This window comes from Sphingomonas pituitosa NBRC 102491 (assembly GCF_001598435.1).
Classification (GTDB): domain Bacteria; phylum Pseudomonadota; class Alphaproteobacteria; order Sphingomonadales; family Sphingomonadaceae; genus Sphingomonas; species Sphingomonas pituitosa.
This window is the reverse complement of sequence record NZ_BCYY01000001.1, coordinates 547,384-567,916: the sequence shown is the minus strand read 5'-3', so window position 1 is coordinate 567,916 and position 20,533 is coordinate 547,384. Positions and strand designations below refer to the sequence as shown.

Sequence of the window (20,533 nt, the reverse complement as noted above, 5' to 3'; positions counted from 1 at the left end):
CCTCCATGCGTATTGCCCTGGCCGGCGCCGGTGCGTTCGGCGAAAAGCATCTCGATGGCCTGCAGAAGATCGACGGGGTGGAGATCACCTCGATCATCAGCCGCACCGGCGAGCAGGCCGCCGCGGTCGCCGAGAAATACGGCGCAAAGCACCATTCGACCGAGCTCGCGGATGCGCTGGCCCGCGACGATGTCGACGCGGTGATCCTCTGCACCCCCACCCAGATGCACGCCGAACAGGCGATCGCCTGCATGGACGCCGGCAAGCACGTCCAGGTCGAGATCCCGCTGGCGGACAGCTGGGCGGACTCGCAGGCGGTGCTGGCCAAGCAGCAGGAGACGGGGCTGGTCTGCATGGTCGGCCACACCCGGCGCTTCAATCCCAGCCACCAATGGGTGCACAACCGCATCACCGCGGGCGAGCTCGCCGTCCAGCAGATGGACGTGCAGACCTATTTTTTCCGCCGCAAGAACATCAACGCCAAGGGCCAGCCGCGCAGCTGGACCGATCATCTGCTCTGGCACCACGCCGCACATACGGTGGACCTGTTCGCCTATCAGGCGGGCCGAATCGTCCAGGCGCATGCGGTGCAGGGGCCGATCCATCCCGAACTCGGCATCGCGATGGACATGTCGATCCAGCTGAAGAGCGAGCGCGGCGCGATCTGCACGCTGTCGCTCAGCTTCAACAATGACGGGCCGCTGGGCACCTTCTTCCGCTATATCTGCGACAACGGCACCTATATCGCCCGCTACGACGATCTGGTGGACGGCAAGGAAGCGCCGATCGACGTGAGCAAGGTCGACGTGTCGATGAACGGCATCGAGCTGCAGGACCGCGAGTTCGTGGCCGCAATCCGCGAGGGGCGCGATCCGAACAGCTCGGTGGCGCAGGTGTTCGATTGCTACCGCGTGCTCGGCGAGCTGGAAGCGCAGCTGGCCGGCTGAGCCTTCGTGGCCGCGCGCTCGCGAAAGGCGCGCGGCGACATGCCGACATGCCGCGCGAAGAAGCGCGAGAAATAGGCGGGATCCTCGAAGCCCACGGCGTCGGCGATCTCGCCCACCGACAGGTTGGAATAGAGCAGCAGCCGCCGCGCCTCGAGCAGTGCGCGGGCATCGAGCATCGCGGCCGGGCTGCTGCCGGCGACCCGCGCGCAGGCGAGCCGAAATGCGGTGACGCTCACCCCCAGCGCCCGGGCGTGCACGCCGACGGGTTCGCGAAACCGGAACCGCTCCTCGATCCGCGCCCGCAGCTGCGCGACGATCTCCGCCTCGCGCCGGTTTCCGGTGCCTTCCGCGTGCGCCGGCCGGGCATGGCGCAGGCTGCGTACCAGGATGGCGAGCAGCGCCGCCTCGACCGCCGCGCGCTGGCCGGGTGCGGACCAGTTCAGTTCCTGCTGCACCTCGGCAAGCAGCGCGGCGACCGCGTCGCGCTCGGGCATCGCGAGCGACAGCGCCTGGGGCGTGCGGAACAGCGCTTCCAGCGCCGCGTCGCGCGTGGCGAGCTGCGCGAAATAGCTGTCGGCGATGGTGCATACCCAGCCGCGGGACTCGCGATGCCAGGTGAAGCCGTGAACGATCCCCGCCGGCACCAGCAGCAGCGCGGGCGCGTCGAACACCACTGTCTCGGCTTCGGCGGTCATCGATCCGCCGCCCTCGGCGATCAGGATCACATGGTGGAGATCGCGGTGGAGGTGCGGGCGGATCGTCCATTCACTCGGGCGCGAGCGATCGTCGAGGCTCTCGACGTGCACGAACCCCTCGGTCACGCCGCGCTGCGGCTCGCCATAGAGGTAGAAGGCGGGGACGGGGCTGCGCTCGCGCATCGGATAGTTGTTGCACGACCGGGCGAATCGTCCAAGTAAAAGGTTGATCTCTCCCTCACGCGGCGCCCCCGGTTGCGGCAGCATCACCGCCAACGAAAACATGTGGAGAGGCGCATATGCGAACCCAGGTTGCGATCATCGGTGCGGGTCCCGCTGGCCTGTTGCTCGGCCATCTGCTGCGGGCGGAAGGCATCGAGGTCGTCGTCGTCGAGCGCGCGACGCCCGACTATGTCCTTGGCCGCATCCGCGCCGGCGTGCTGGAGCGCACCGCCACCATGCTGATGGAGCGGGTGGGGCTGGCAGACCGTATGCACCGCGAAGGCCTGCCGCACGACGCCTTCGCGCTGGCCGATGGCGACCGGCTGATCCGCATTCCCGTCACCGAGCTCACCGGCCATCACGTGCTCGTCTATGGCCAGACCGAACTGACCCGCGACCTGATGGAAGCGGCCCCCGAACGCGGCCTCCAGGTGGTCTACGGCGCGGCGGACGTCGCGCTGCACGATGTCGACAGCGATGCGCCCTATCTCACCTACACCAGGGACGGCCGCGAAGAACGGATCGACGCCGATTTCCTCTGCGGCTGCGACGGCTTTCACGGTCCCTCGCGCAAGGCGATCCCGGGACATGTCGGCACCGCCTATGAGAAGGTCTATCCGTTCGGCTGGCTCGGCATCCTGGCCGACGTGCCGCCCTGCCACCACGAGCTGATCTACGCCAACCACGATCGCGGCTTCGCGCTCGCCTCGATGCGCTCGGCGACGCGCAGCCGCTATTACATCCAGGTGCCGGTGGACGAGGATATCGGCCTCTGGCCCGATGACCGGCTGTGGGACGAGCTGGCGGTGCGCCTGGGGCCCGAAGCGGCAGCGAACCTCACCCGCGGCCCGGCGATCGAAAAGTCGATCGCGCCCTTGCGCTCCTTCGTCTTCGAGCCGATGCGCCATGGCCGGCTGCTGCTCGCGGGCGACAGCGCGCACATCGTGCCGCCCACCGGCGCGAAGGGGCTGAACCTGGCCGCTTCGGACGTGCATTACCTGTCCGATGCGCTGGTCCGCCACTTCAAGGCGGGGGATCAGGACGCGATCGGCGGATATTCGCAAAAGGCGCTCGCACGGGTCTGGAAATCGGAGCGCTTCTCGTGGCAACTGACCAAGCTGATGCATCGTTTCCCGGATAGCGATGCGTTCGATCGCCGGATGCAGCTGGCCGACCTGGACTATATCGCCACGTCGCGCGCGGCCCAGACGACGATCGCCGAAAACTATGTAGGATTGCCGCTCTGACCATGACGACGCTGCCCACCCGTACCATCGGCCCGTTCACCGTCTCCGCGATCGGGCTCGGTTGCATGAACCTCAGCCACGCCTATCTGCCGCGCCCCGATGCGGCCGAGGGGGCGCGGCTGCTGCTCCACGCGCTGGATGCGGGGGTGACGTTCCTCGATACCGCGGCACTCTATGGCTTCGGCGCGAACGAGGAACTGCTGGGCCGCAGCGTGATGCACCGCCGCGCCGAGTTCACGCTGGCGAGCAAATGCGTGCTGGGAGGGGCGGACGGCAAGCGCGGGATCGACGGCAGCCCGGAGGCGATCACCGGCACGCTGGAGGATTCGCTGCGCCGGCTGGGTACCGAGCATATCGACCTTTATTACATGCACCGGCTGGATCCGAACGTGCCGATCGAGGAATCGGTCGGCGCGCTCGCCCGCGCGGTGGAGGCGGGCAAGATCGGCGCGATCGGCCTTTCCGAAATGTCGGCGGCGACGCTGCGCCGCGCCCATGCCGTACATCCGATCGCGGCGATGCAGACCGAATATTCGCCGTGGACGCGCAATCCCGAGATCGCCGTGCTCGATGCCTGCGCCGAGCTGGGCACCGGCTTCGTTGCCTTCTCGCCGGTCGCACGCGGGCTGCTCGCCGGCGGGGTGGGCGCCGAAGGCGTGCCGCAGGGCGATCTGCGGGGCGGCATGCCGCGCTTCCAGGGCGACAATCTTGCCCACAATCTGGCGATGGCCGCCCGTTTCCGCGCGATCGCCGAGGCCGCCGGCTGCACCATGGCGCAGCTCTGCATGGCCTGGGTGCTGTCGCGGCGCGACTTCATCGTGCCGATCCCCGGCACCACCCGGATCGATCATCTCGACGACCTGCTCGGCACCTTCGCGCACCCGGTGCCGGTCGAGGCGCTGGCGCAGGTGGATGCGCTGTTCCCGCCCAATGCCGCCGCCGGCCCGCGCTATGCCCGCGAAGCCCAGACGCAGGTGGATACCGAGACCTGGGCCGACGAGCCGCTCGCCTCCTAGCGCATTTTCAAGTTGACCGTTTACGGTCGACGGCTCGGAATTGCGGCAATCAGAAACCTAGAGCGTCTTCACTCAACGTGAAAACGCTCTAGCCGCCGGCTACGCCGTCAACATCCGGAATGCCTTGCGGTTGGCGATCGCCGCGCCGGCATGGCCGCGCATCAGCCGCTCGGCCTGGTCGGCATCGCCGCTGCGGATCGCCTGGAACACTGCATGGTGCTCGCGGTGCGCGGCGAGCAGGTGGCGATATTCGCCTTCCAGGTCGTCCCAGTCCAGCGCCAGCGCTGCGGCGGACGCGAAGGGCAGGTGGTTGTTGCGCGTCAGCGCCAGTTCGATCGACGGATTGCCGCTCGCGGCGATCAGCAGATCGTGAAAGGCAAGGTTGTAGCGATAGAAGCCGTCGAGATCGCCGTTTTCCAGATAGCCCTTGGCGAACAGCGCGTCGCCGTCGGCCAGGATCGCGGCGAGGCGCGCTTCCTCCTGCGCGGTCGGCCGGCGTTCCGCCAGGCGCCGTGCCGCCAGCCCTTCCAGCGCGCCGCGCACCTCGATGGCGCCGGTGATCGCATCGGCATCCACCGGGCGGGGCGTATAGCCGCGCGCGCCGAGCTTCACGACCAGCCCTTCATGCTCCAGCGCGCGCAGGGCGGTGCGCACCGGCATCCGAGAGACGCCCAGCGCCTCGGCCGTGGGAATCTCGGCGATCCGGTCGCCGGGCTTGATCGTCCCGTCGGCGATCATCCGGCGGAGCGCGACCAGCACCTGCTGGCCCGGCTTGGCAGGCTTTTCCATCGCGCGGGGTTAAAGCACCGGTGCGGCGCCGGGCAAGGGGTTAGGCGGCGACCTCCGCCTCGGGCGCGCGCTCTGCCGCGATCGCACGCTCGATCATCAGCCGCGAACGCACGCCGCCGGCATCGATGTTGAGCTTCATCAGCCGGCGTTCGGGATAGCGCAGCAGATTGGCCTGTTGCCGCTCCAGCATCTCCAGGTCTTCGCCGAAGATCTTGCCCTGCCCGGCGCGGATGGTGTCGGTCAGCGCCTCGTCGGCCACCGCGAAGCGGCGCGCCATGCCCCAGAAATAATGGTGCGAGGTCTCGGTCTCCGGGGTGATGAAGTCGACGACCGTGCTGGACGCCTTCCAGCGATCCTCGGCGTGGTAGCCACCCTTGCCGGCGAGCGCGACGCCGACTTCGATCAGGACATGGCTGGGGAGGGTGAAGCGGCAGATCTGCCAGCGGTCGACCGGCTGGTCGTCCGGGAGCCCGGCGCCGCGCAGCGCCATCTTCCAGAAGGGCGGGGCCTCGATGCCGTCCATGAAGCGGCGGGTGACGACCTGCCCGTCCTCGACCAGCGTTTCCACCGGCGCCTCGTCGATTTCCTTCTGGCCGATGCTGGTGCTGTGGACATAGGTCTCGTGGGTGAGATCCATGAGGTTGTCGACCATCAGGCGATAGTCGCAGGCGATGTGGTAATAGCCGCCGCCATACGCCCATTCGGGGCTCTCGGCCCAGGCGAGATGGTGGAGCTTGGCGGGATCGGCGGTCTCGGCCTCGCCGGGCCAGACCCAGATGAAGCCATAGCGCTCGATGACGGCGAAGCGACGGATGCCGGCGAACTTCTCCACCCGCTGGCCGGGCATCGAGGTCGCGCGTCCGGCGCACCCCATCACCAGGCCGTGATAGCCGCACACCAGCGCCCCGTCCTGCACGAAACCCAGCGACAGCGGCGCGCCGCGATGCGGGCAAAAGTCCTCCAGGGCGACGACCTGCCCTTCCGCGCCGCGGAAGAACACCAGGGGCTGCCCGCAGATCGTGCGGCCGAGCGGGCGATCGGTGAGTTCGCCGGCGGATGCAGCAACGTACCAGGCATCCTTGGGCCAGGGTTGCGAATCGCTAGGCGGGGTGGCGGCTTGCCCGAGCATGATGCGTACTCTCCATTATTGGATCCAATAGAAGCTCAAGCGGGCGCGGTGTCAAGCGTGGCCTCGTGCCGAAGCGTCGCGAGCATCTCGGTGGCGGCGGCCGCGAAGGCGGCGCAGTCCTGCTGCGCGGACGGAAGTGCCTGGCGGAAATTGACGAAGCCGTGAATCATGCCCGAGGCCTCCAGCCTTCGTACCGGAACGCCGCGCGCTTCCACCCGGTCGGCATAGGCATGGGCCGCGTCGTGCAGCGGATCGAGCGCGGCGGTGTGCAGCAACAGCGGCACCATGGGGATCGGCCCGTCCAGGCAATCGTGGCGCGGATCGCCGATCGCGGCATCATATTGCCGGTTGAACCAGGCCCCGTCTTCGGTGCTGAGGAAAAAGCCTTGGCCAAAGGCGCGCTGGGAGGGCCAGTCGGTTCCCCCGCCGACATAGGGATAGAGAGTCCAGCAGGCCAGCACGGGCACCTCCGCGGGCCGACGCGCCAGCTGCTGCGTCGTCACGATGGCGAGATTGCCGCCCGCACTGTCGCCGCAGGGGATGATGCCGGTCACCTGGAAGCCGAAGATGTCGGGCGCCTGCGCGATCCAGCGTGCGGCGGCTTCGGCATCTTCGACAGCGGCGGGGAAGCGATGTTCGGGGGCCAGACGATAGTCGATTGCCAGCACCGGCAGATCCAGCGTGTCGGCCAGCCAGGTGCAGAAGCTGTGATGCGTGCCGAGATCGCCGATCACGAAGCCGCCGCCATGGAAGAACAGGACCAGCGGACCGGACAGGCGATCGAGCCGCCGATCGTAGAGCCGCGCGGCGATCGGCCCGGCGGGGCCCGGCACCGTCCAATCCTGCACCCGCGCCAGCGGGAGCGGGGGCAGATCGGCGACGGCGCAATTCGCCCGCATCACCAGCCGCGCTGCCTCGACCGGCAATGCAGACAGCGGCGGAGCGACGTTCTCCGCCAGATAGGCAAGGAAGGCGGCAACGTCGGGCCGCGGCGTGGCTGCGCTCATATTTCCTGCTCCATCAGCAGCACCGGCTTGATGACGGCGCCGGTTTCCGAATCGTGGACGGCCTGGGCGATGGCGGTGAAGGGATAGGTGCGGACCAGCTTCTCCATCGGCAGCCAGCCGGCCCGGTAATGTTCGATCAGCTCGGGGATGAAGCGTTGCGGATCGATGCCGCCTTCCACCACGCCGACGATCCGCCGGCCGAGGCTCATGATCGCGGACGCGTCGATCGCGAGCTTGGGATCGGACGGATAGGCGCCGACCAGCGCCAGCGTGCCGCGCGCGGCGAGCAGGCCGACTGCCGGCCCGAGCAGCGCCGGGACGCCGGTGGTGTCGACGATATGGTCGAACGGCCCGCTGAGCATTTCGAGACCGGTAGCGGTGTCGGTCGCGCCCAGCTCGCGCCCGAGCTCGAGCCGGTGCGCGTGGCGGTCCAGCAGCGCGATCCGCCCTGCGCCGGCGATCGCCGCCGCCATCACTGCCGCCAGCCCTACGGCGCCGGCGCCGAACACCGCGATCGACTGGCCGGCGTCGACCTTCAGCGTCTCCAATACGGTACCGGCACCGGTCTGGATGCCGCAGCCGAGCGGGGCGAGCAGGTGGAGCGGCAGATCGGCATCCACCTTCACCACGTTGCGCGGATGGGCGAGTGCGTGGGTGGCGAAGGCGGACTGGCCGAAGATGTTGCTGCCGATCCGATCCGCGCCCCGCCACAGCCCGCCCTGTTCGGGCGCGAGCGCGCCGAGGAAGTTGCGCGGAAAGAATTCGGGGCAGTAGCCGGGCTGATGGTCGTGGCAGGCCGGGCAGGCGCCGCAGCTGTCGAAGCTGAGCAGCACCTGGTCGCCGGGAGCGAGGCCCGTCACCCCCGGTCCCACCGCCTCGACCACGCCGGCGCCCTCGTGCCCGAACACGGCAGGAAAGGGCACCGGCAGCGCGCCGTCGCGCATCACCATGTCGGTATGGCAGACGCCGCAGGCGACGATCCGAACCAGCACCTGCTCGGTGCCCGGCGCGTCGATCCGCAGCGTCTCGATCCGGAAGCTGCCGCCTGCCGTCTCGGTAACGGCCGCCTGGATGTCCATGATCGTGCTTCCCCTAGAATTTGAAGCCGAAGCGCGCATACCATTCGCGCGGGCGGCTATAGGTGCCGAAGAAGGTGCCGTCGGCGATGTTCGCGCCGCCGGAGGTGAGGTAGCGGTTGTCGGTGAGGTTGGTGCCGCCCACCGTCAGCGTCCAATGGTCGCCGGGCTCCTGATAGGCGATGCTGGCGTTGACCAGATCCACCGCCGCGCGCCGAAGCACGAAGGTGCGCTGGGTATCGTTCCACACGCTGCTGGCGTGGCTCCAGTCGGCGAGCAGGGTCACCGAACCGCCATTGCCGATCCGCGTTTCGTAGCGCGGCGAGATGTTGATCTTCCAGTTCGGCGTCTTGGGCAGCGGCGCGCCGACCACGGTGCCCGCCTGGAAGGGACTCGGCCCGCCCACCGCGGCGGCGGCGGCCGAGACGCGGGTGTAATAGGCGTCGATATAGCCGATCGAGCTGTTGATCGTGAGACCGCGCACCGGGGCTGCGATCGCTTCCAGCTCGAACCCGCGGATCCGCGCATCGCCGGCATTCGCGATGGTGGGCGAGGTGCCGATCTGGATGTTGAGCTGGATGTCCTTGTAGTCGGTGGTGAACGCAGCGGCGTTGAGCTGCAGCTTGCGATCGAACAGCGACGACTTCACGCCGACCTCGATGGTGGTCGCGTTTTCCTCGTTGAAGTCGGGCGCGACATTGCCCTGCGGGTTGGTCAGCCGGGTCGTCCAGCCGCCGGTCTTGTAGCCGCGCGACCAGCTGCCATAGACCATCACGTCGTCGTTCGGATGCAGCTGCACGCCGAACTTCGGCGAGAAGTCGCTGAACGTCTTGCGGTTCATGCCGGGCACATAGACGCGCACCGGGTTGTTCGGATCGGGATAGCCAAGGCCTGCCTGGCAGGGGATCGGCGCTAGCGGGAAGGGGCCGTTCGGCGTGATGTTGCCGTTCGCATCCGAACAGCCGAACAGCTTGTAGTTGAAGCCGTTCAGCTCCTGCTGACCGCCCTCGAACCGCTTCTTCTCGCTGGTGTAGCGGCCGCCGATCGTGAGGCCGAGCCAGTCGAACGCGCGATAGTCGACCTGCCCGAACGCGGCATAGTTGGCGGTCTCGAGCCGATTGGGGCCGTCGACCTGGACCTGGCCCTCGGCGAAGGTCACGTAATCATGGAGGTTGCCGGCTTCCTTGAAGTAATAGCCGCCGAGCACGTAGTTCAGCTTGTTGTCCAGCGCCTTGCCGAGCAGCTGCACTTCCTGGCTGAACTGCCATTGGCGCATGGTGAAGCTGAGCTGGAGGAAGTTGAGCGGCGATCCGTCCGCATCGAGCCCTGCGCTCCAGTTGAGCTGGCGATAGGCGGTGATCGACTTGAGCGCGATCGCATCGCTCAGGTCATAGTCGATCACGCCGGAGAAGCCCCAGTTCTTCAGGTCGGAAAAGGCGTTGCCGGTGGCATAGCTCTTGTCCGGATCGGCGATCAGGTAGCGGCTGTCCCAGGGCAGGCGATTGTTCGACGGATTGCTGTCGACATTCACCCCGGCATAGCTCGGCACCTGGAAGCGCGGGTTGAACTGGGTGCCGGAGGTGCCGCACAGCGCCGAGGCGCCGCGCGCGGCGATCTGGGCCTGGGTGGCGCCGATGCAGAAATTGTACAGTCCGGCGAAGTTGAAGCCGGTGGTGCCGGTGGGATCGAACCCGGTGCCGGGCAGGTTGGCCGTGCCCGCGAAATTGCCGGGGACCGTCTCCGCCGTGGCGATCAGCTTGTTGGCGCTGGTGCCCTTGTCGCGGCTGTAATCGCCCGAGAGGGTGAGGGTAAGTGGCCCGCCGTTCGACCATTTTGCCTTGCCGCGCAGGTTCCAGTTGTCGTTGCCGCCCTCGCGCGGGGAATTGCCGTATCCGGCGGCGGAGAAGGCGGTGTAGGACGGCGTGTTGTTGGCGCGCTGGTCCGGATAGGGGATGCGCTTGAGGAAGCCGTCGCGCGATTGCACGCCGAAGCTGAGGATCGTGCCCAGCTCGCTGGTGATCGGAATGTCGATCGCGCCGCGCACGCCAAGCCGCTTGTAGCTGCCGGTGGTCACGTCGCCCTGGACGCGGAAATTCTTGCCCGGATCGCGCGTGACGATCGAGATCGCGCCGCCGATCGTGTTGCGCCCGAACAGCGTGCCCTGCGGGCCCTTCAGCACCTCGACGCGCGCCACGTCCATCAGGTCCTGGTTCGCGCCCACGGTGCGGGCGAGATAGACGCCGTCGAGATAGAGGCCGACGCCGGGATCGATGTTGAAGGCGAAATCGTCCGAGCCGATGCCGCGGATATAGGCGGAGAGTACGGCGGGCGATCCGGAAAAGGGTGTGCCGGCATCGAGATTGACGTTGGGCGCGAGTGCCGAAAGCTGGGCGACGCTGCCGACGGCGCGCTCCTGCAGCGTGTTCGCCCCGAAGGCCGAAATGGCGATCGGCACGTCCTGGACGTTTTCGGCGCGCTTCTGCGCCGTCACGACGATTTCGGCGATGCCGCTATCCTGTTGCTTGGATTCCGGCTGGGCAGGTTGTTCGGTGGTTTGGGCCCAGACGGGCGCCGTCCATGCCGCCGAAGCGAGCAGGGCGGTGGCGAGACCTATGCGCATTTTCCTCTCCCGATGACACGCCTTTTGGCGTCTTATGGGAGGAGGCTAGCGCTTCGCCGCGGACCCGTCTTGGACGGGCGCGCACCGCGATCAGGACGGACGCGCACCAGCCATGCGCCATTCGCGCGGCGTGGTACCGAAGCGGCGGCGGAAACAGCGACTGAAGAAGGCGGCGTCGTTGAAACCGAGCGCAAAGGCGATGTCGGTCACGCTGCGCCCCGGCTCTGCCACCAGCAGTTCGGCCGCGCGGGTGAGCCGGCGTTCGGTGACGAAGGCGGTGGGCGTCAGCCCGGTCTCGCGCAGGAACGCCTTCTGGACGGCGCGGGGGCTCAGGCCGGTTGCGGCGCACAGGCTCGCCGTGCCGAGCTCGGGATCGTTCAGGTGCCGCAGCGCATAGGCGACCGGCGTCTCGGCGCCGCCTGCGACGAACGGCGCGTTACGCTGCTGGCGGCAGACGAGCCGCGTCGCGTCGACCAGCAGTTCGCCCACGCCGTCATCCACGGCGCCGAGCATCGCGCGCTGGTCCCAGAGCCCCAGCAGCATATGGTTGAGAAAGGCGACATGGGGGTCCTGCCCCGGCAGCAGCCGGCCATGCAGCGCGCCCAGCCCGATCCCGTCGCCCAGCAGTGCGGAGGGGACTTGCAGGATCAGGCATTCGTTCGCGTCGGAAATGTCGATCGCATAGGGCCGGCTGTCGTCGGCGATCAGGATGTCGCCCATGCCCCCGGAGACGGCCGCGTCGCCGTGCAGCATCGTCAGCCGCCCGCGCCGCTGGAGATGGAGCAGCACGTTATGCCCGTCGCGATTGACCTCGCGCCGTACCTGCGCCCGCCCGCTGCGGGCGCGGGCGAGGCCCACCGGACCCAGGTTCCACCGGGCGAGATCGGCGCGGATGCCTTCCGGGGCGATGGCGGTCATGCCCGGAAAGGCTTCGGCGACGATGTCGCGCCAGAAGAGGTGCCGCCGTTGGAGCGGCACCCCCTGGGTGGTGAAATGTTCGACCGCGCTCAGGCCGAAGGCTCCAGCTCGACGGCGTTGACGATGTGCGCCTGGGTATATTCGTGCAGCCCCGCCTGGCCGAGCTCGCCGCCCAGGCCCGACTGCTTCGATCCGCGGAACGGAATGCGCGGGTCGATGGCGAGATGCTGGTTCACCCACACCGTGCCGCTGTCGATCTTCATTGCCACTTCGGTCGCGCGGGCGACGTCGCGGCCCCAGATCGTGCCGCCAAGGCCATAGTCGGAATCATTGGCGCGGGCGATCACCTCGTCGATGTCGCGATACTTCAGCACCGGCAGCACCGGGCCGAACTGTTCCTCGCGGACCAGCGGGGCATCGTCGTCGAGGTCGCGGACGATCGTCGGCGGGATGAAATAGCCGGGGCGATCGAGCGCGTCGCCGCCGGCCAGCACGGTGCCGCGCTGCCTGGCATCCTCGATCAGCGCCTTCACCTTCTCGAACTGCATCGCATTCTGCACCGGGCCGACCTTGGCACCCTGCTTGGCGCCGTCGTCGACCACCGCGTCGCGGGCAAGCTGGGCGATCTCGGTGCAGAATTCCTCGTACATGCCCTCGGGCACATAGGCGCGCTTCACCGCCACGCAGATCTGCCCGGCATTGTACATCGCGCCCTGGAACACCTTCTTCGCGGCCAGCGCCGGCTCGACATCGTCGAGCACGATCGCGGCATCGTTGCCGCCCAGCTCCAGCGTCACGCGCTTCACGCCCTCGGCGGCGCTCGCCATCACCTTCTTGCCGGTCGCGGTGGAGCCGGTGAAGGCGACCTTGGCGACGTCCGGATGGGTGGTGAGCAGCGCGCCGAGGTCGTTCTGGTCGCAGATGATGTTGATCACGCCCGGCGGCAGCAGCTCGGCGAAGATCTCGCCCAGCAGCAGCGAGGTGAGCGGGGTGGTCGGCGCGGGCTTGAGCACCATGGTGTTGCCGGCGACCAGCGCCGGGCCGATCTTGTTCGCCGCCAGGATCATCGGGAAGTTCCACGGCGTGATCGCCGCGACCACGCCCAGCGGGGTGCGATGCTCGACGACGCGATTGCCGCCCTCGTCGCGCAGCACCTTGGTTTCAGGCCGCATCTCGGTGAAGGCGCGCAGCGTGAACACCGTACCCATCACCTCGCCCGTTGCCTGGTCGAGCGGCTTGCCCTGTTCGGTGGTGAGCAGGCTGGCGAATTCGCTCAACCGCTCCTGCAGCCGCGCGGCGACCGCCTCGACCTTGGCGGCGCGTTCCTCGATCGGCGTCGCGGCCCAGGCGGGGAAGGCGGCCTTGGCCGCAGCGACGGCGGCGTTGAGCTGCGCGGCGTCCGCCTTCGGGCAGCGCGCGAACGGCTGGGCGGTGGCAGGATTGATCACGTCGAACTGCGATGCGCCGTCCACGGCCTCGCCATTGATCAACAGCTTGAAGGTGCGTTCCAATGCCATTCTCCTAAAACAGGCCGCGACTCGCTGCGGCGGATCTTCTATTTTGATAAAATGTATCCCAGGCATACCAACCGGACAAGATGACCAAGCCCGCTCCCCAGGATCCCGAACTCGACGCGCTCATCGGTTACCAGCTGCAGATGGCGCGCCTGCGACTGATGGAGGCCGCGTATGCCGCGCTGGCGCCGTACGGCATCTCGCCCGCGCGGGTGACGGCGCTGGCGCTGATCCGCGCCCAGCCGGGCCTTGACCAGTCGGCGCTCGGCAGGGCCCTGTCGATCAACCGCGCGAGCGCGATGAAGCTGGTCAACCTGCTGGTGGAGCGCGGGCTGGTGGAGCGGCGCGCGGGGCGCAACCTGCGCAGCCATGCGCTGCACCTGACCGGTGAAGGCGAGACGCAGCTGCCCGAAATGATCGCGCGGCTGCGCGATTCCGAGGCGCCGCTCCTCGCCGATCTGTCCAGAACCGAACATGCCGCGCTGCTCCAGCTGCTGCAACGGATCCACGAACCGCTCAGCTGCGATTGAGGTCGTAGGCGCCCAGCCCGGGCTTGTAGCTCTTTTCGTCGATGAACTGGCGGATGCCTTCCTTGCGGCCTTCGCTCTTGTCGTGGAAGTTGGCCGCTTCCTGCATCCGCACGAGATAGTCCTCGGCCTCGTCATAGGTCAGGTTGCCGACGCGGCGCACCGCGTCCTTGGCGAATTTGAGCGCTACGGGGTTCTTCTTGAGCAGTAGTTCGGCGATTTCGCGGGTGCGCGCTTCCAGCCGGTCGAGCGGCACGCTTTCGTTGACCAGCCGGCAGGCGGCGGCCTGCTTGCCGTCGATCAGGTCGCCGGTGAGCGTCAGCCACATCGCGTCGCGCATCGGCAGCAGATCGACCACCACCTTGGTGACGCCGCCGCCCGGCAGGATGCCCCAGTTGATCTCGCTCAGCCCGAACTTGGCGTCGTCGGCTGCCACGGCCAGGTCGCAGGCGAACAGCGGGCCGAAGCCGCCGCCGAAGCACCAGCCATTGACCATCGCGATCGTCGGCTTCTGGAACCAGCGCAGGCGGCGGAACCAGCCATAGCTTTCGCGCTGCGACCGGCGGATGCCGCCTAGTCCCTGCGCTTCGGTTTCGCGGAAATATTCCTTGAGGTCCATGCCGGCGGACCAGGCATTACCCTCGCCGCTCAGCACCAGCACGCCGACATCGTCGCGGAATTCCAGCTCGTCGAACACTTCCGCCATGCGCCGGTTGAGCGCGGGGTTCATCGCGTTACGTTTTTCGGGCCGGGCGAAATAGACCCATGCGATGCGGTCCTCGACGCGATACGAAACGCCGTCCTTGGTGATCATCCGAACCTCTCCATCGATTGCCGTTTGAATGTATCATTGGCATACAATAAGCCGTTCGGGAAGGGGCAGCGTTCGATCTGCCCGCAAGGAGAGTTGTCTATGTCCAAGCCGTTGCCCAGCTTCGTTTTTCTCTGCGGGTTGCTCAGCGATGCGCGGGTATGGGCGCCGGTGGCGGAGGCGCTGCCGGGCCGGATCTTCGCATTTCCGGGTTTTGATTCGCTCGCGGCGATGGCGGAGTCGGTGCTCGCCGCCACGGCTGGCCCGCTGGTACTGGTCGGTCATTCGATGGGCGGGCGTGTCGCGCTGGAGGCGGTGCGGCAGGCGCCCGATCGGATCGCGGGGCTGGTGCTCGCCAATACCGGGGTGCATCCGCCCGCGGAAAGCGAGGGGGCAGGGCGCCAGCGACTGATCGATATCGCCCAGGGGCAGGGGATGGCGGCGCTTGCCGAGGCCTGGCTGCCGCCGATGATGGGCGCAGCGCCGGCGCGGGTGGCGGCGCTGATGCCGGGCCTGCGCGCGATGGTGGAGGGGTATTTGCTGCAGGCCTATCTCGGCCAGATCACCGCGCTGCTCGGCCGTACCGATGCGGGGCCGGTGCTGGCGGGGTATCGCGGCCCGGTGCTGCTGCTCTCGGCCGATCAGGACCGCTGGTCGCCGCCTGCCCAGCACGCGGCGATGCATGCGCTCGCACCGCAGGCCACGCTCCGGATCGTCGAAGGCGCGGGCCACATGCTGCCGGTCGAGGCGCCCGAGGCGACGGCGGCGGCGATTGCCGATTGGGCCGTTGCCCATGGTCTGCTCCACCGCGGCGCGGATTCGACCTAACGGTGTTTGGCCGTCGGCACGGGACAGGGGAGCCCGTGCCGACGGCCTTCCCCGGGGGGATTCAGGCGGTGAGGATCAGCGCGTCGAGCGCCACCGCGCCGTCGGGACGGGCGATCACCGGGTTGAGGTCGATCTCGCGAATGGCGGGCGTGCCTGCCAGCAGGCGGCCGAGCGTCTGCACGATCGCCGCCACCGCATCGAGGTCCACCGCCGGTGCCCCGCGATAGCCGTCGAACAGCGCCGCACCCTTCAGGCGACGCAGCGCCGCGACGATGCTCTCGCGGGTGAGGTCCGGGGGCAGCAGGCACACGTCCTTCATCAGCTCGGCGGTTACCCCGCCCAGCCCGACCAGGATCACCGGCCCCCATTCGGGATCGTTGCGCGCGCCGACGATCAGCTCGACGCCGCGTTCGCCCATCGCCTCGACCACCGCGCCGTCGAGCACGATGCCGGCATCATAGGCTGCGACGTTGGCGTAGAGTTTTCGCCACGCCGCCCGCAGCGCCGCTTCGTCGGCGATGGAGAGGATCACCCCGCCCGCATCGCTCTTGTGGCTGAGCGCTACCGCCTGGGCCTTCAGCGCAACCGGATAGCCGACCCGTTCCGCGATCGCGACGGCCTCGTCCGGCGTCTGGGCGAAGTCGCCCGGCGGGAACGGGATGCCGAGCGGGGCGAGCGCGCGCTTCGCCAGATATTCGGGCACCACGCCGCGCGGCAGCGCGATAGCCACCGGCGTCGCGGCCTCCACCGCCTGGTGCCGCTCGGGTTCGAGCAGGCGCGTCAGCGCGCGGAAGGCGCGGTCGGCGGTGGGGAAATAGGGGACATTCTCGGCGTGCAGCGCCGCGATCATCTCCGGCGGCACCGGTGCGCCTTCGTCCAGCCCGGCGAAGATCACCGGCTTGGTCGGGGCCAGCGTCCGCACCGCCGCGGTGATCGGCGGGAACTTGCGCGCGCAGGTGCCGGCATCGGTCTGGATGATGCCCAGCACGACCGCGGCATAGGCCGGGTCGGCAAGGAGCGGATCCAGCGTGCGGCGGTACAGGTCGGGATCGACAAGGGCCTGGGCGGTGAGGTCCATCGGGTTGGAAACGCCGATGAAGTCCGGCAGCGTCGCGCGGATCGCGTCATGGGTCGCGCCGCCGATCGCCGGCAGGGGCATGCCGATCCGCTCGGCGAGGTCGAGCGTCAGCGCCTTGAACGCGCCCGATTCCGCCAGCACCGCCACGCCGCCCTGCGGCAGCGGCGGGGTGCGCGCGAGGATCTCGGCGACGTCACCCAGCTCCTCCAGGCTTTCGACCACCACCACGCCGGCGCGGGTGACCTTGGTCTTCATCAGCGACCAGTCGCCCGCCATCGCGCCGGTGTGCGTCGCGGCGCTGTCGCGCGCGGCGCTCGACGTGCCGGGGTGGAGCAGCACGATCGGCTTGCCCGCCGCCTTGGCCTGCGCCGCGAGCGCCAGGAAGCGCGCCGGCTTGCGGAACTGCTCGACGATCATCGCGATCACGCGCGTGTTCGGCTCGTCGATCAGCCAGGCGACATAATCCTCGACGCCGGAGGCCGCTTCGTTGCCGGTCGAGATCCAGGCCGAGACGCCGAGCTGCTTGGCCGTCAGCGTGGTACCGAGCACCGCCGCCATCGCGCCGGACTGCGAGACGATGCCGACGCAGGGGAGGCCCGTCACGTCGAGCGGTGGCATCTCGACGAAGGTGAGGGGGACGCCGGCGACGTTGTTGGTCAGGCCGAGGCAGTTCGGCCCTTCCACCACCATGCCGTGCTCGTGGGCGATGCGCGCCACTTCGGCCTGCGCCGCCAGCCCGTCCGCGCCGCCCTCGGCGAACCCCGCCGAGAAGATGATCGCCGCGCCCACGCCGCGCGCGGCCAGCGCCCGGATGGCGTCGAGCACGGCGGGGCCGGGAATGGCGAGGATGGCGGCGTCCACCCCGTGCGGGAGCTGGTCGATCGAGGCGAGGCAGGGCCGCCCCTCGATCGTTTCCCGCTTGGGGTTGATCAGGTGGATATCGCCCGCGAAGCCGTGGCGGACGAGGTTGGCGAGCACCGTCGCGCCCAGCGCGCCGGGTTTTTCGGAGGCGCCGACGATGGCGACCGAACGGGGGGTAAGCAGGCGGGCGAGATCCATTGCTGGCGTCCGTTTCTCAAAAGGGCAGGGGAAGATCAGGCGCGGGTGCGATCCTTGTCGTACGCGCCGAGACCGGGCTTGTAGCTCTTCTCGTCGATGAACTGGCGGATGCCTTCCTTGCGCCCTTCATTGTCGAAGCTGTTCGCGGCTTCCTGCGCGCGGACCAGATAATCCTCGGCATCGTCATAGCTCATGATCGAGACGCGGCGGACCGCATCCTTGGTTGCCTTGAGCGCCACCGGGTTCTTCTTCAGCAGTACGTTCGCCACTTCGGCGACGCGCGCCTTGAGCTGGTCGAGCGGCAGCGCCTCGTTGACAAGGCCCCATTCGGCGGCTTTCCGGCCGTCGATATTCTCGCCCATCAGCGCGTGGTACATCGCGTTGCGGAACGAGGCGAGCTCCACCGCCACCTTGGTGGCACCCCCGCCGGGCAGGATGCCCCAGTTGATCTCGGAGAGGCCGAACTGCGCCTCTTCCGCCGCGAAGGCGAGGTCGCAGGCGAACAGCGGGCCATAGCCGCCGCCGAAGCACCAGCCATTGACCATCGCGATCGTCGGCTTCTGGTACCAGCGCAGGCGGCGCCACCAACCATAGCTTTCGCGCTGCGCCTGGCGCACCGCGCCCAGGCCGCCAGCCTCGGTCTCGCGGAAATATTCCTTGAGATCCATGCCGGCCGACCAGGCGGCGCCTTCGCCGCTCAGCACCAGCACGCCGACATCGTCGCGGAATTCGAGGGCGTGGAGCACCTCCATCATGTCGCGATTGAGCGTCGGCGACATGGCGTTGCGCTTTTCGGGGCGGTTGAATCGAACCCACGCGATTCCGCCTTCGACGTCGTAGGCCACGACGCCGTTGCTGCTCGTCTCGGTCATGTGCAGTCCTTAGGTTTGCTTAGATCGGATAATGGCCGGGCTGGGTCTCGATCGTGATCCAGCGCAGCTCGGTGAAGGAATCGATGCCGGCCTTGCCGCCGAAGCGGCCATGGCCGCTGGCCTTGACGCCGCCGAACGGCATCTGCGCCTCGTCGTGCACGGTCGGCCCGTTGACATGGCAGATGCCCGACTGGATCCGCCGCGCGACCCGCAAGCCCCGCGCGGTGTCGCGGGTGAAGACGGAAGCGGACAGGCCGTATTCGCTGTCGTTGGCCAGCGCGATCGCCGCGTCCTCGTCGGCGGCGCGGATGATGCCGACCACGGGTCCGAAGCTCTCCTCGCGGAACAGCCGCATGGCGGGCGTGACGCGATCCACGACATGCGCCGGCATCAGCACGCCGTCCGCCGGGCCGCCGGCGACCTGCACCGCGCCGTCCGCCACCGCATCGGCGACGAGCGACTGGACATGGCCCACGGTCTTGCGATCGACCACCGCGCCGAGCGGCGCCTTGCCCTCGCGCGGATCGCCGACGGCCAGCGTCGCGACCTTGGCGGCGAACTTCTCGACGAACGCATCGGCAACGGCATCGAGCACGATGATCCGCTCGGTCGACATGCAGATCTGGCCCTGGTTCATGAACGCACCGAACGCGGCGGCCTTCACCGCCTCGTCGAGATCGGCGTCGTCGAGCACGATCAGCGGCGCCTTGCCGCCCAGCTCGAGCAGCACCGGCTTCAGATGGCCGGCCGCGCGCTGGGCGATGATCTTGCCGACATGGGTGGAGCCGGTGAAGTTGATGCGGCGGATCTTGGGATGGTCGATCAGCGCGCCGACGATCTCGGCGGCGTCTTCCGGCGCGTTGGTGACGATCGAGACCGCGCCGTCGGGCAGCCCGGCGTCTGCGAACGCTTCGGCGATCAGGCTGTGGGTGCGCGGGCATTGCTCGCTGGCCTTGAGCACTACGGTGTTGCCGCAGGCGAGCGGCACCGCGACCGCGCGCACGCCCAGGATGATCGGCGCGTTCCACGGCGCGATGCCGAGCAGCACGCCCACCGGCTCGCGCACCGCCATGGCGATGCAGCCGGGCTTGTCCGAAGGGATCACCTCGCCGCCGATCTGGGTGGTGAGCGCCGCCGCCTCGCGCACCATGTTGGCGGCGAGCATCAGGTTGAAGCGGGCCCAGCCCTCGGTGGCGCCGATCTCGCCCATCATCGCCTCGACGAAGGCGTCTGCACGGGCCTCCAGCGCGTCGGCGGCCCGCATCAATGCGGCGCGGCGCGCGGTGGGCCCCAGGATCGACCAGTTGGCAAAGGCCGTGGCCGCGCGCTCCACCGCGATGTCGGCATCGGCGATGCCGGCCGCCGGGCTTGTGGATGCAACTTCCCCGGTAACGGGGTTCAAGCGCTTGAATGTGGCGAATTTTGTCGCCTGCTCGATGACGATCGACATCGTCCCTCTCCCAAGATTGTTATCTCACATAACTTAATGGGAAGGGGGCCGCAAGGCGGTTTGCGTCATTCGGCTTCTGCGGCCTGAATCCTTTTCAGGAGCGCTATCAGCGTATCCCGCTCTTCCGCGGACAGGGTGCACAGCAACCGGTCTTCATGGCGGCGGATGCGGGCCAGGCCGTCCGCGACGGCGGCCGAGCCGAAGTCCGTCAGCTGGAACACGAAGGCACGGCGATCCTCCGGCGAGGTGGTACGCGAGATATAGCCCGCATCGGTCAGTTCGCTGATCAGCGCCACCATGTTCGCGCGCTGGATCCCGAGGGCGCGGCCGATCTGGCCCTGGTTTATACCGGGATTAGCCGCAATGACCGAAAGGACGCCGAAAGTAACTTGTCGGATTCCGGTGTCCGCCATCGCCGCACTGAAATCGGCGGACATCCGTGCGGACGCACGTCGCATGTGATAGCCGACGAACGAGTCTAGCGATCCAAGCGCGGTGGTATCGTTGTCAGCGGCCATGCTTCCTCCCTTGTTCGGCAAGCGCCTAATCAGTCTATGGAGGCGGGCTCAAGCTCCAAACGTCGATACATCGCGCCAGCCTCGCGGATCACGCCGCTCGGACAGGATGATTCAACGATGGCCAACCGGCAGGGCGAATAGCCTCGGTTCGGCGAGAGCAGGCATCCTAGCTTCACAAAGAGGCCGTTCGGCATGACGCAGGTCGCGATC

18 protein-coding genes are annotated in these 20,533 nt (G+C 68.3%); 5 read left to right on the top strand and 13 right to left on the bottom strand.

The annotated features are described in order from the left end of the window. Positions 1-5 precede the first annotated feature (5 nt). The gene (locus SPI01S_RS02530) at positions 6-947 is read left to right on the top strand and encodes a Gfo/Idh/MocA family oxidoreductase (RefSeq protein WP_066717520.1); all 942 of its coding nucleotides are present in this window, start codon (positions 6-8) and stop codon (positions 945-947) included. Here the strand turns inward: SPI01S_RS02530 and SPI01S_RS02525 are convergent. After that, positions 905-1,825 carry a helix-turn-helix domain-containing protein gene (locus SPI01S_RS02525; protein WP_066717518.1) on the bottom strand — a complete coding sequence of 307 codons (921 nt, stop codon included), beginning with the start codon at positions 1,823-1,825 and terminating at the stop codon, positions 905-907. The genes SPI01S_RS02530 and SPI01S_RS02525 overlap by 43 nt on opposite strands. Before the next feature lie 116 nt (positions 1,826-1,941). Here SPI01S_RS02525 and pobA point away from each other — a divergent pair, with 116 nt between their 5' ends. Together pobA and SPI01S_RS02515 are read left to right on the top strand one after the other, a co-directional pair. Further along, entirely contained in the window at positions 1,942-3,111 is a 1,170-nt protein-coding gene (pobA, locus tag SPI01S_RS02520) for a 4-hydroxybenzoate 3-monooxygenase (protein ID WP_066717517.1), read from the top strand. Positions 3,112-3,113: 2 nt separating this feature from the next. Continuing rightward, positions 3,114-4,127: an aldo/keto reductase gene (locus SPI01S_RS02515; protein ID WP_066717515.1), complete on the top strand. Its 1,014-nt coding sequence runs from the start codon at positions 3,114-3,116 to the stop codon at positions 4,125-4,127. A gap of 99 nt (positions 4,128-4,226) precedes the next feature. On the opposite strand, the gene SPI01S_RS02510 is transcribed toward SPI01S_RS02515, so the two are convergent. The 7 genes from SPI01S_RS02510 to SPI01S_RS02480 form a co-directional block, all read right to left on the bottom strand. After that, entirely contained in the window at positions 4,227-4,916 is a 690-nt protein-coding gene (locus SPI01S_RS02510; protein ID WP_066717512.1) for a GntR family transcriptional regulator, read from the bottom strand. A 40-nt stretch (positions 4,917-4,956) separates the two neighbouring features. Further along, the gene (locus SPI01S_RS02505) at positions 4,957-6,045 is read right to left on the bottom strand and encodes a Rieske 2Fe-2S domain-containing protein (protein WP_066717509.1); all 1,089 of its coding nucleotides are present in this window, start codon (positions 6,043-6,045) and stop codon (positions 4,957-4,959) included. A 35-nt stretch (positions 6,046-6,080) separates the two neighbouring features. Continuing rightward, on the bottom strand, positions 6,081-7,052 hold the full coding sequence (locus tag SPI01S_RS02500; RefSeq protein WP_066717506.1) for an alpha/beta hydrolase: 972 nt from the start codon (positions 7,050-7,052) through the stop codon (positions 6,081-6,083). After that, the gene (locus tag SPI01S_RS02495; RefSeq protein ID WP_066717503.1) at positions 7,049-8,131 is read right to left on the bottom strand and encodes an NAD(P)-dependent alcohol dehydrogenase; all 1,083 of its coding nucleotides are present in this window, start codon (positions 8,129-8,131) and stop codon (positions 7,049-7,051) included. Before SPI01S_RS02495 ends, SPI01S_RS02500 begins: the two co-directional genes overlap by 4 nt. 13 nt (positions 8,132-8,144) lie before the next feature. Then, the gene (locus tag SPI01S_RS02490) at positions 8,145-10,748 is read right to left on the bottom strand and encodes a TonB-dependent receptor (protein WP_157084524.1); all 2,604 of its coding nucleotides are present in this window, start codon (positions 10,746-10,748) and stop codon (positions 8,145-8,147) included. A 90-nt stretch (positions 10,749-10,838) separates the two neighbouring features. Beyond that, positions 10,839-11,726, bottom strand: coding sequence for an AraC family transcriptional regulator (locus tag SPI01S_RS02485; RefSeq protein ID WP_084253219.1), 888 nt, complete (start codon positions 11,724-11,726; stop codon positions 10,839-10,841). A 29-nt stretch (positions 11,727-11,755) separates the two neighbouring features. Next, positions 11,756-13,177, bottom strand: coding sequence for an aldehyde dehydrogenase family protein (locus SPI01S_RS02480; RefSeq protein ID WP_066717731.1), 1,422 nt, complete (start codon positions 13,175-13,177; stop codon positions 11,756-11,758). Between the two features lie 86 nt (positions 13,178-13,263). Between SPI01S_RS02480 and SPI01S_RS02475 the strand changes: the two genes are divergently transcribed. Next, on the top strand, positions 13,264-13,710 hold the full coding sequence (locus tag SPI01S_RS02475) for a MarR family winged helix-turn-helix transcriptional regulator (RefSeq protein WP_066717498.1): 447 nt from the start codon (positions 13,264-13,266) through the stop codon (positions 13,708-13,710). Here SPI01S_RS02475 and SPI01S_RS02470 read toward each other — a convergent pair. Next, the gene (locus SPI01S_RS02470) at positions 13,697-14,521 is read right to left on the bottom strand and encodes a p-hydroxycinnamoyl CoA hydratase/lyase (protein WP_066717495.1); all 825 of its coding nucleotides are present in this window, start codon (positions 14,519-14,521) and stop codon (positions 13,697-13,699) included. The genes SPI01S_RS02475 and SPI01S_RS02470 overlap by 14 nt on opposite strands. Before the next feature lie 99 nt (positions 14,522-14,620). Here SPI01S_RS02470 and SPI01S_RS02465 point away from each other — a divergent pair, with 99 nt between their 5' ends. Continuing rightward, the gene (locus SPI01S_RS02465) at positions 14,621-15,346 is read left to right on the top strand and encodes an alpha/beta fold hydrolase (RefSeq protein WP_066717494.1); all 726 of its coding nucleotides are present in this window, start codon (positions 14,621-14,623) and stop codon (positions 15,344-15,346) included. Positions 15,347-15,407: 61 nt separating this feature from the next. Here SPI01S_RS02465 and SPI01S_RS02460 read toward each other — a convergent pair whose 3' ends face one another. The 4 genes from SPI01S_RS02460 to SPI01S_RS02445 form a co-directional block, all read right to left on the bottom strand. Further along, positions 15,408-17,483, bottom strand: coding sequence for an acetate--CoA ligase family protein (locus tag SPI01S_RS02460; protein ID WP_066717492.1), 2,076 nt, complete (start codon positions 17,481-17,483; stop codon positions 15,408-15,410). Between the two features lie 35 nt (positions 17,484-17,518). Beyond that, positions 17,519-18,355: a p-hydroxycinnamoyl CoA hydratase/lyase gene (locus SPI01S_RS02455; RefSeq protein WP_066717488.1), complete on the bottom strand. Its 837-nt coding sequence runs from the start codon at positions 18,353-18,355 to the stop codon at positions 17,519-17,521. A 19-nt stretch (positions 18,356-18,374) separates the two neighbouring features. Continuing rightward, positions 18,375-19,805: an aldehyde dehydrogenase gene (locus tag SPI01S_RS02450; protein WP_066717483.1), complete on the bottom strand. Its 1,431-nt coding sequence runs from the start codon at positions 19,803-19,805 to the stop codon at positions 18,375-18,377. A gap of 65 nt (positions 19,806-19,870) precedes the next feature. Next, complete coding sequence (locus SPI01S_RS02445; RefSeq protein WP_066717480.1) at positions 19,871-20,323, bottom strand: MarR family winged helix-turn-helix transcriptional regulator; 453 nt, start codon at positions 20,321-20,323, stop codon at positions 19,871-19,873. Positions 20,324-20,533: the final 210 nt, after the last annotated feature.

Bases quoted from the DNA above. Each gene is read 5' to 3' on its own strand.
- SPI01S_RS02490 (WP_157084524.1), bottom strand. From the start codon at position 10,748: ATGCGCATAGGTCTCGCCACCGCCCTGCTCGCTTCGGCGGCATGGACG.
- SPI01S_RS02515 (WP_066717515.1), top strand. From the start codon at position 3,114: ATGACGACGCTGCCCACCCGTACCATCGGCCCGTTCACCGTCTCCGCG.
- SPI01S_RS02445 (WP_066717480.1), bottom strand. From the start codon at position 20,323: ATGGCCGCTGACAACGATACCACCGCGCTTGGATCGCTAGACTCGTTC.
- SPI01S_RS02475 (WP_066717498.1), top strand. From the start codon at position 13,264: ATGACCAAGCCCGCTCCCCAGGATCCCGAACTCGACGCGCTCATCGGT.
- SPI01S_RS02470 (WP_066717495.1), bottom strand. From the start codon at position 14,521: ATGATCACCAAGGACGGCGTTTCGTATCGCGTCGAGGACCGCATCGCA.
- SPI01S_RS02525 (WP_066717518.1), bottom strand. From the start codon at position 1,825: ATGCGCGAGCGCAGCCCCGTCCCCGCCTTCTACCTCTATGGCGAGCCG.
- SPI01S_RS02465 (WP_066717494.1), top strand. From the start codon at position 14,621: ATGTCCAAGCCGTTGCCCAGCTTCGTTTTTCTCTGCGGGTTGCTCAGC.
- SPI01S_RS02450 (WP_066717483.1), bottom strand. From the start codon at position 19,805: ATGTCGATCGTCATCGAGCAGGCGACAAAATTCGCCACATTCAAGCGC.
- SPI01S_RS02510 (WP_066717512.1), bottom strand. From the start codon at position 4,916: ATGGAAAAGCCTGCCAAGCCGGGCCAGCAGGTGCTGGTCGCGCTCCGC.
- SPI01S_RS02500 (WP_066717506.1), bottom strand. From the start codon at position 7,052: ATGAGCGCAGCCACGCCGCGGCCCGACGTTGCCGCCTTCCTTGCCTAT.
- SPI01S_RS02530 (WP_066717520.1), top strand. From the start codon at position 6: ATGCGTATTGCCCTGGCCGGCGCCGGTGCGTTCGGCGAAAAGCATCTC.
- SPI01S_RS02455 (WP_066717488.1), bottom strand. From the start codon at position 18,355: ATGACCGAGACGAGCAGCAACGGCGTCGTGGCCTACGACGTCGAAGGC.
- SPI01S_RS02495 (WP_066717503.1), bottom strand. From the start codon at position 8,131: ATGGACATCCAGGCGGCCGTTACCGAGACGGCAGGCGGCAGCTTCCGG.
- pobA (WP_066717517.1), top strand. From the start codon at position 1,942: ATGCGAACCCAGGTTGCGATCATCGGTGCGGGTCCCGCTGGCCTGTTG.
- SPI01S_RS02460 (WP_066717492.1), bottom strand. From the start codon at position 17,483: ATGGATCTCGCCCGCCTGCTTACCCCCCGTTCGGTCGCCATCGTCGGC.
- SPI01S_RS02505 (WP_066717509.1), bottom strand. From the start codon at position 6,045: ATGCTCGGGCAAGCCGCCACCCCGCCTAGCGATTCGCAACCCTGGCCC.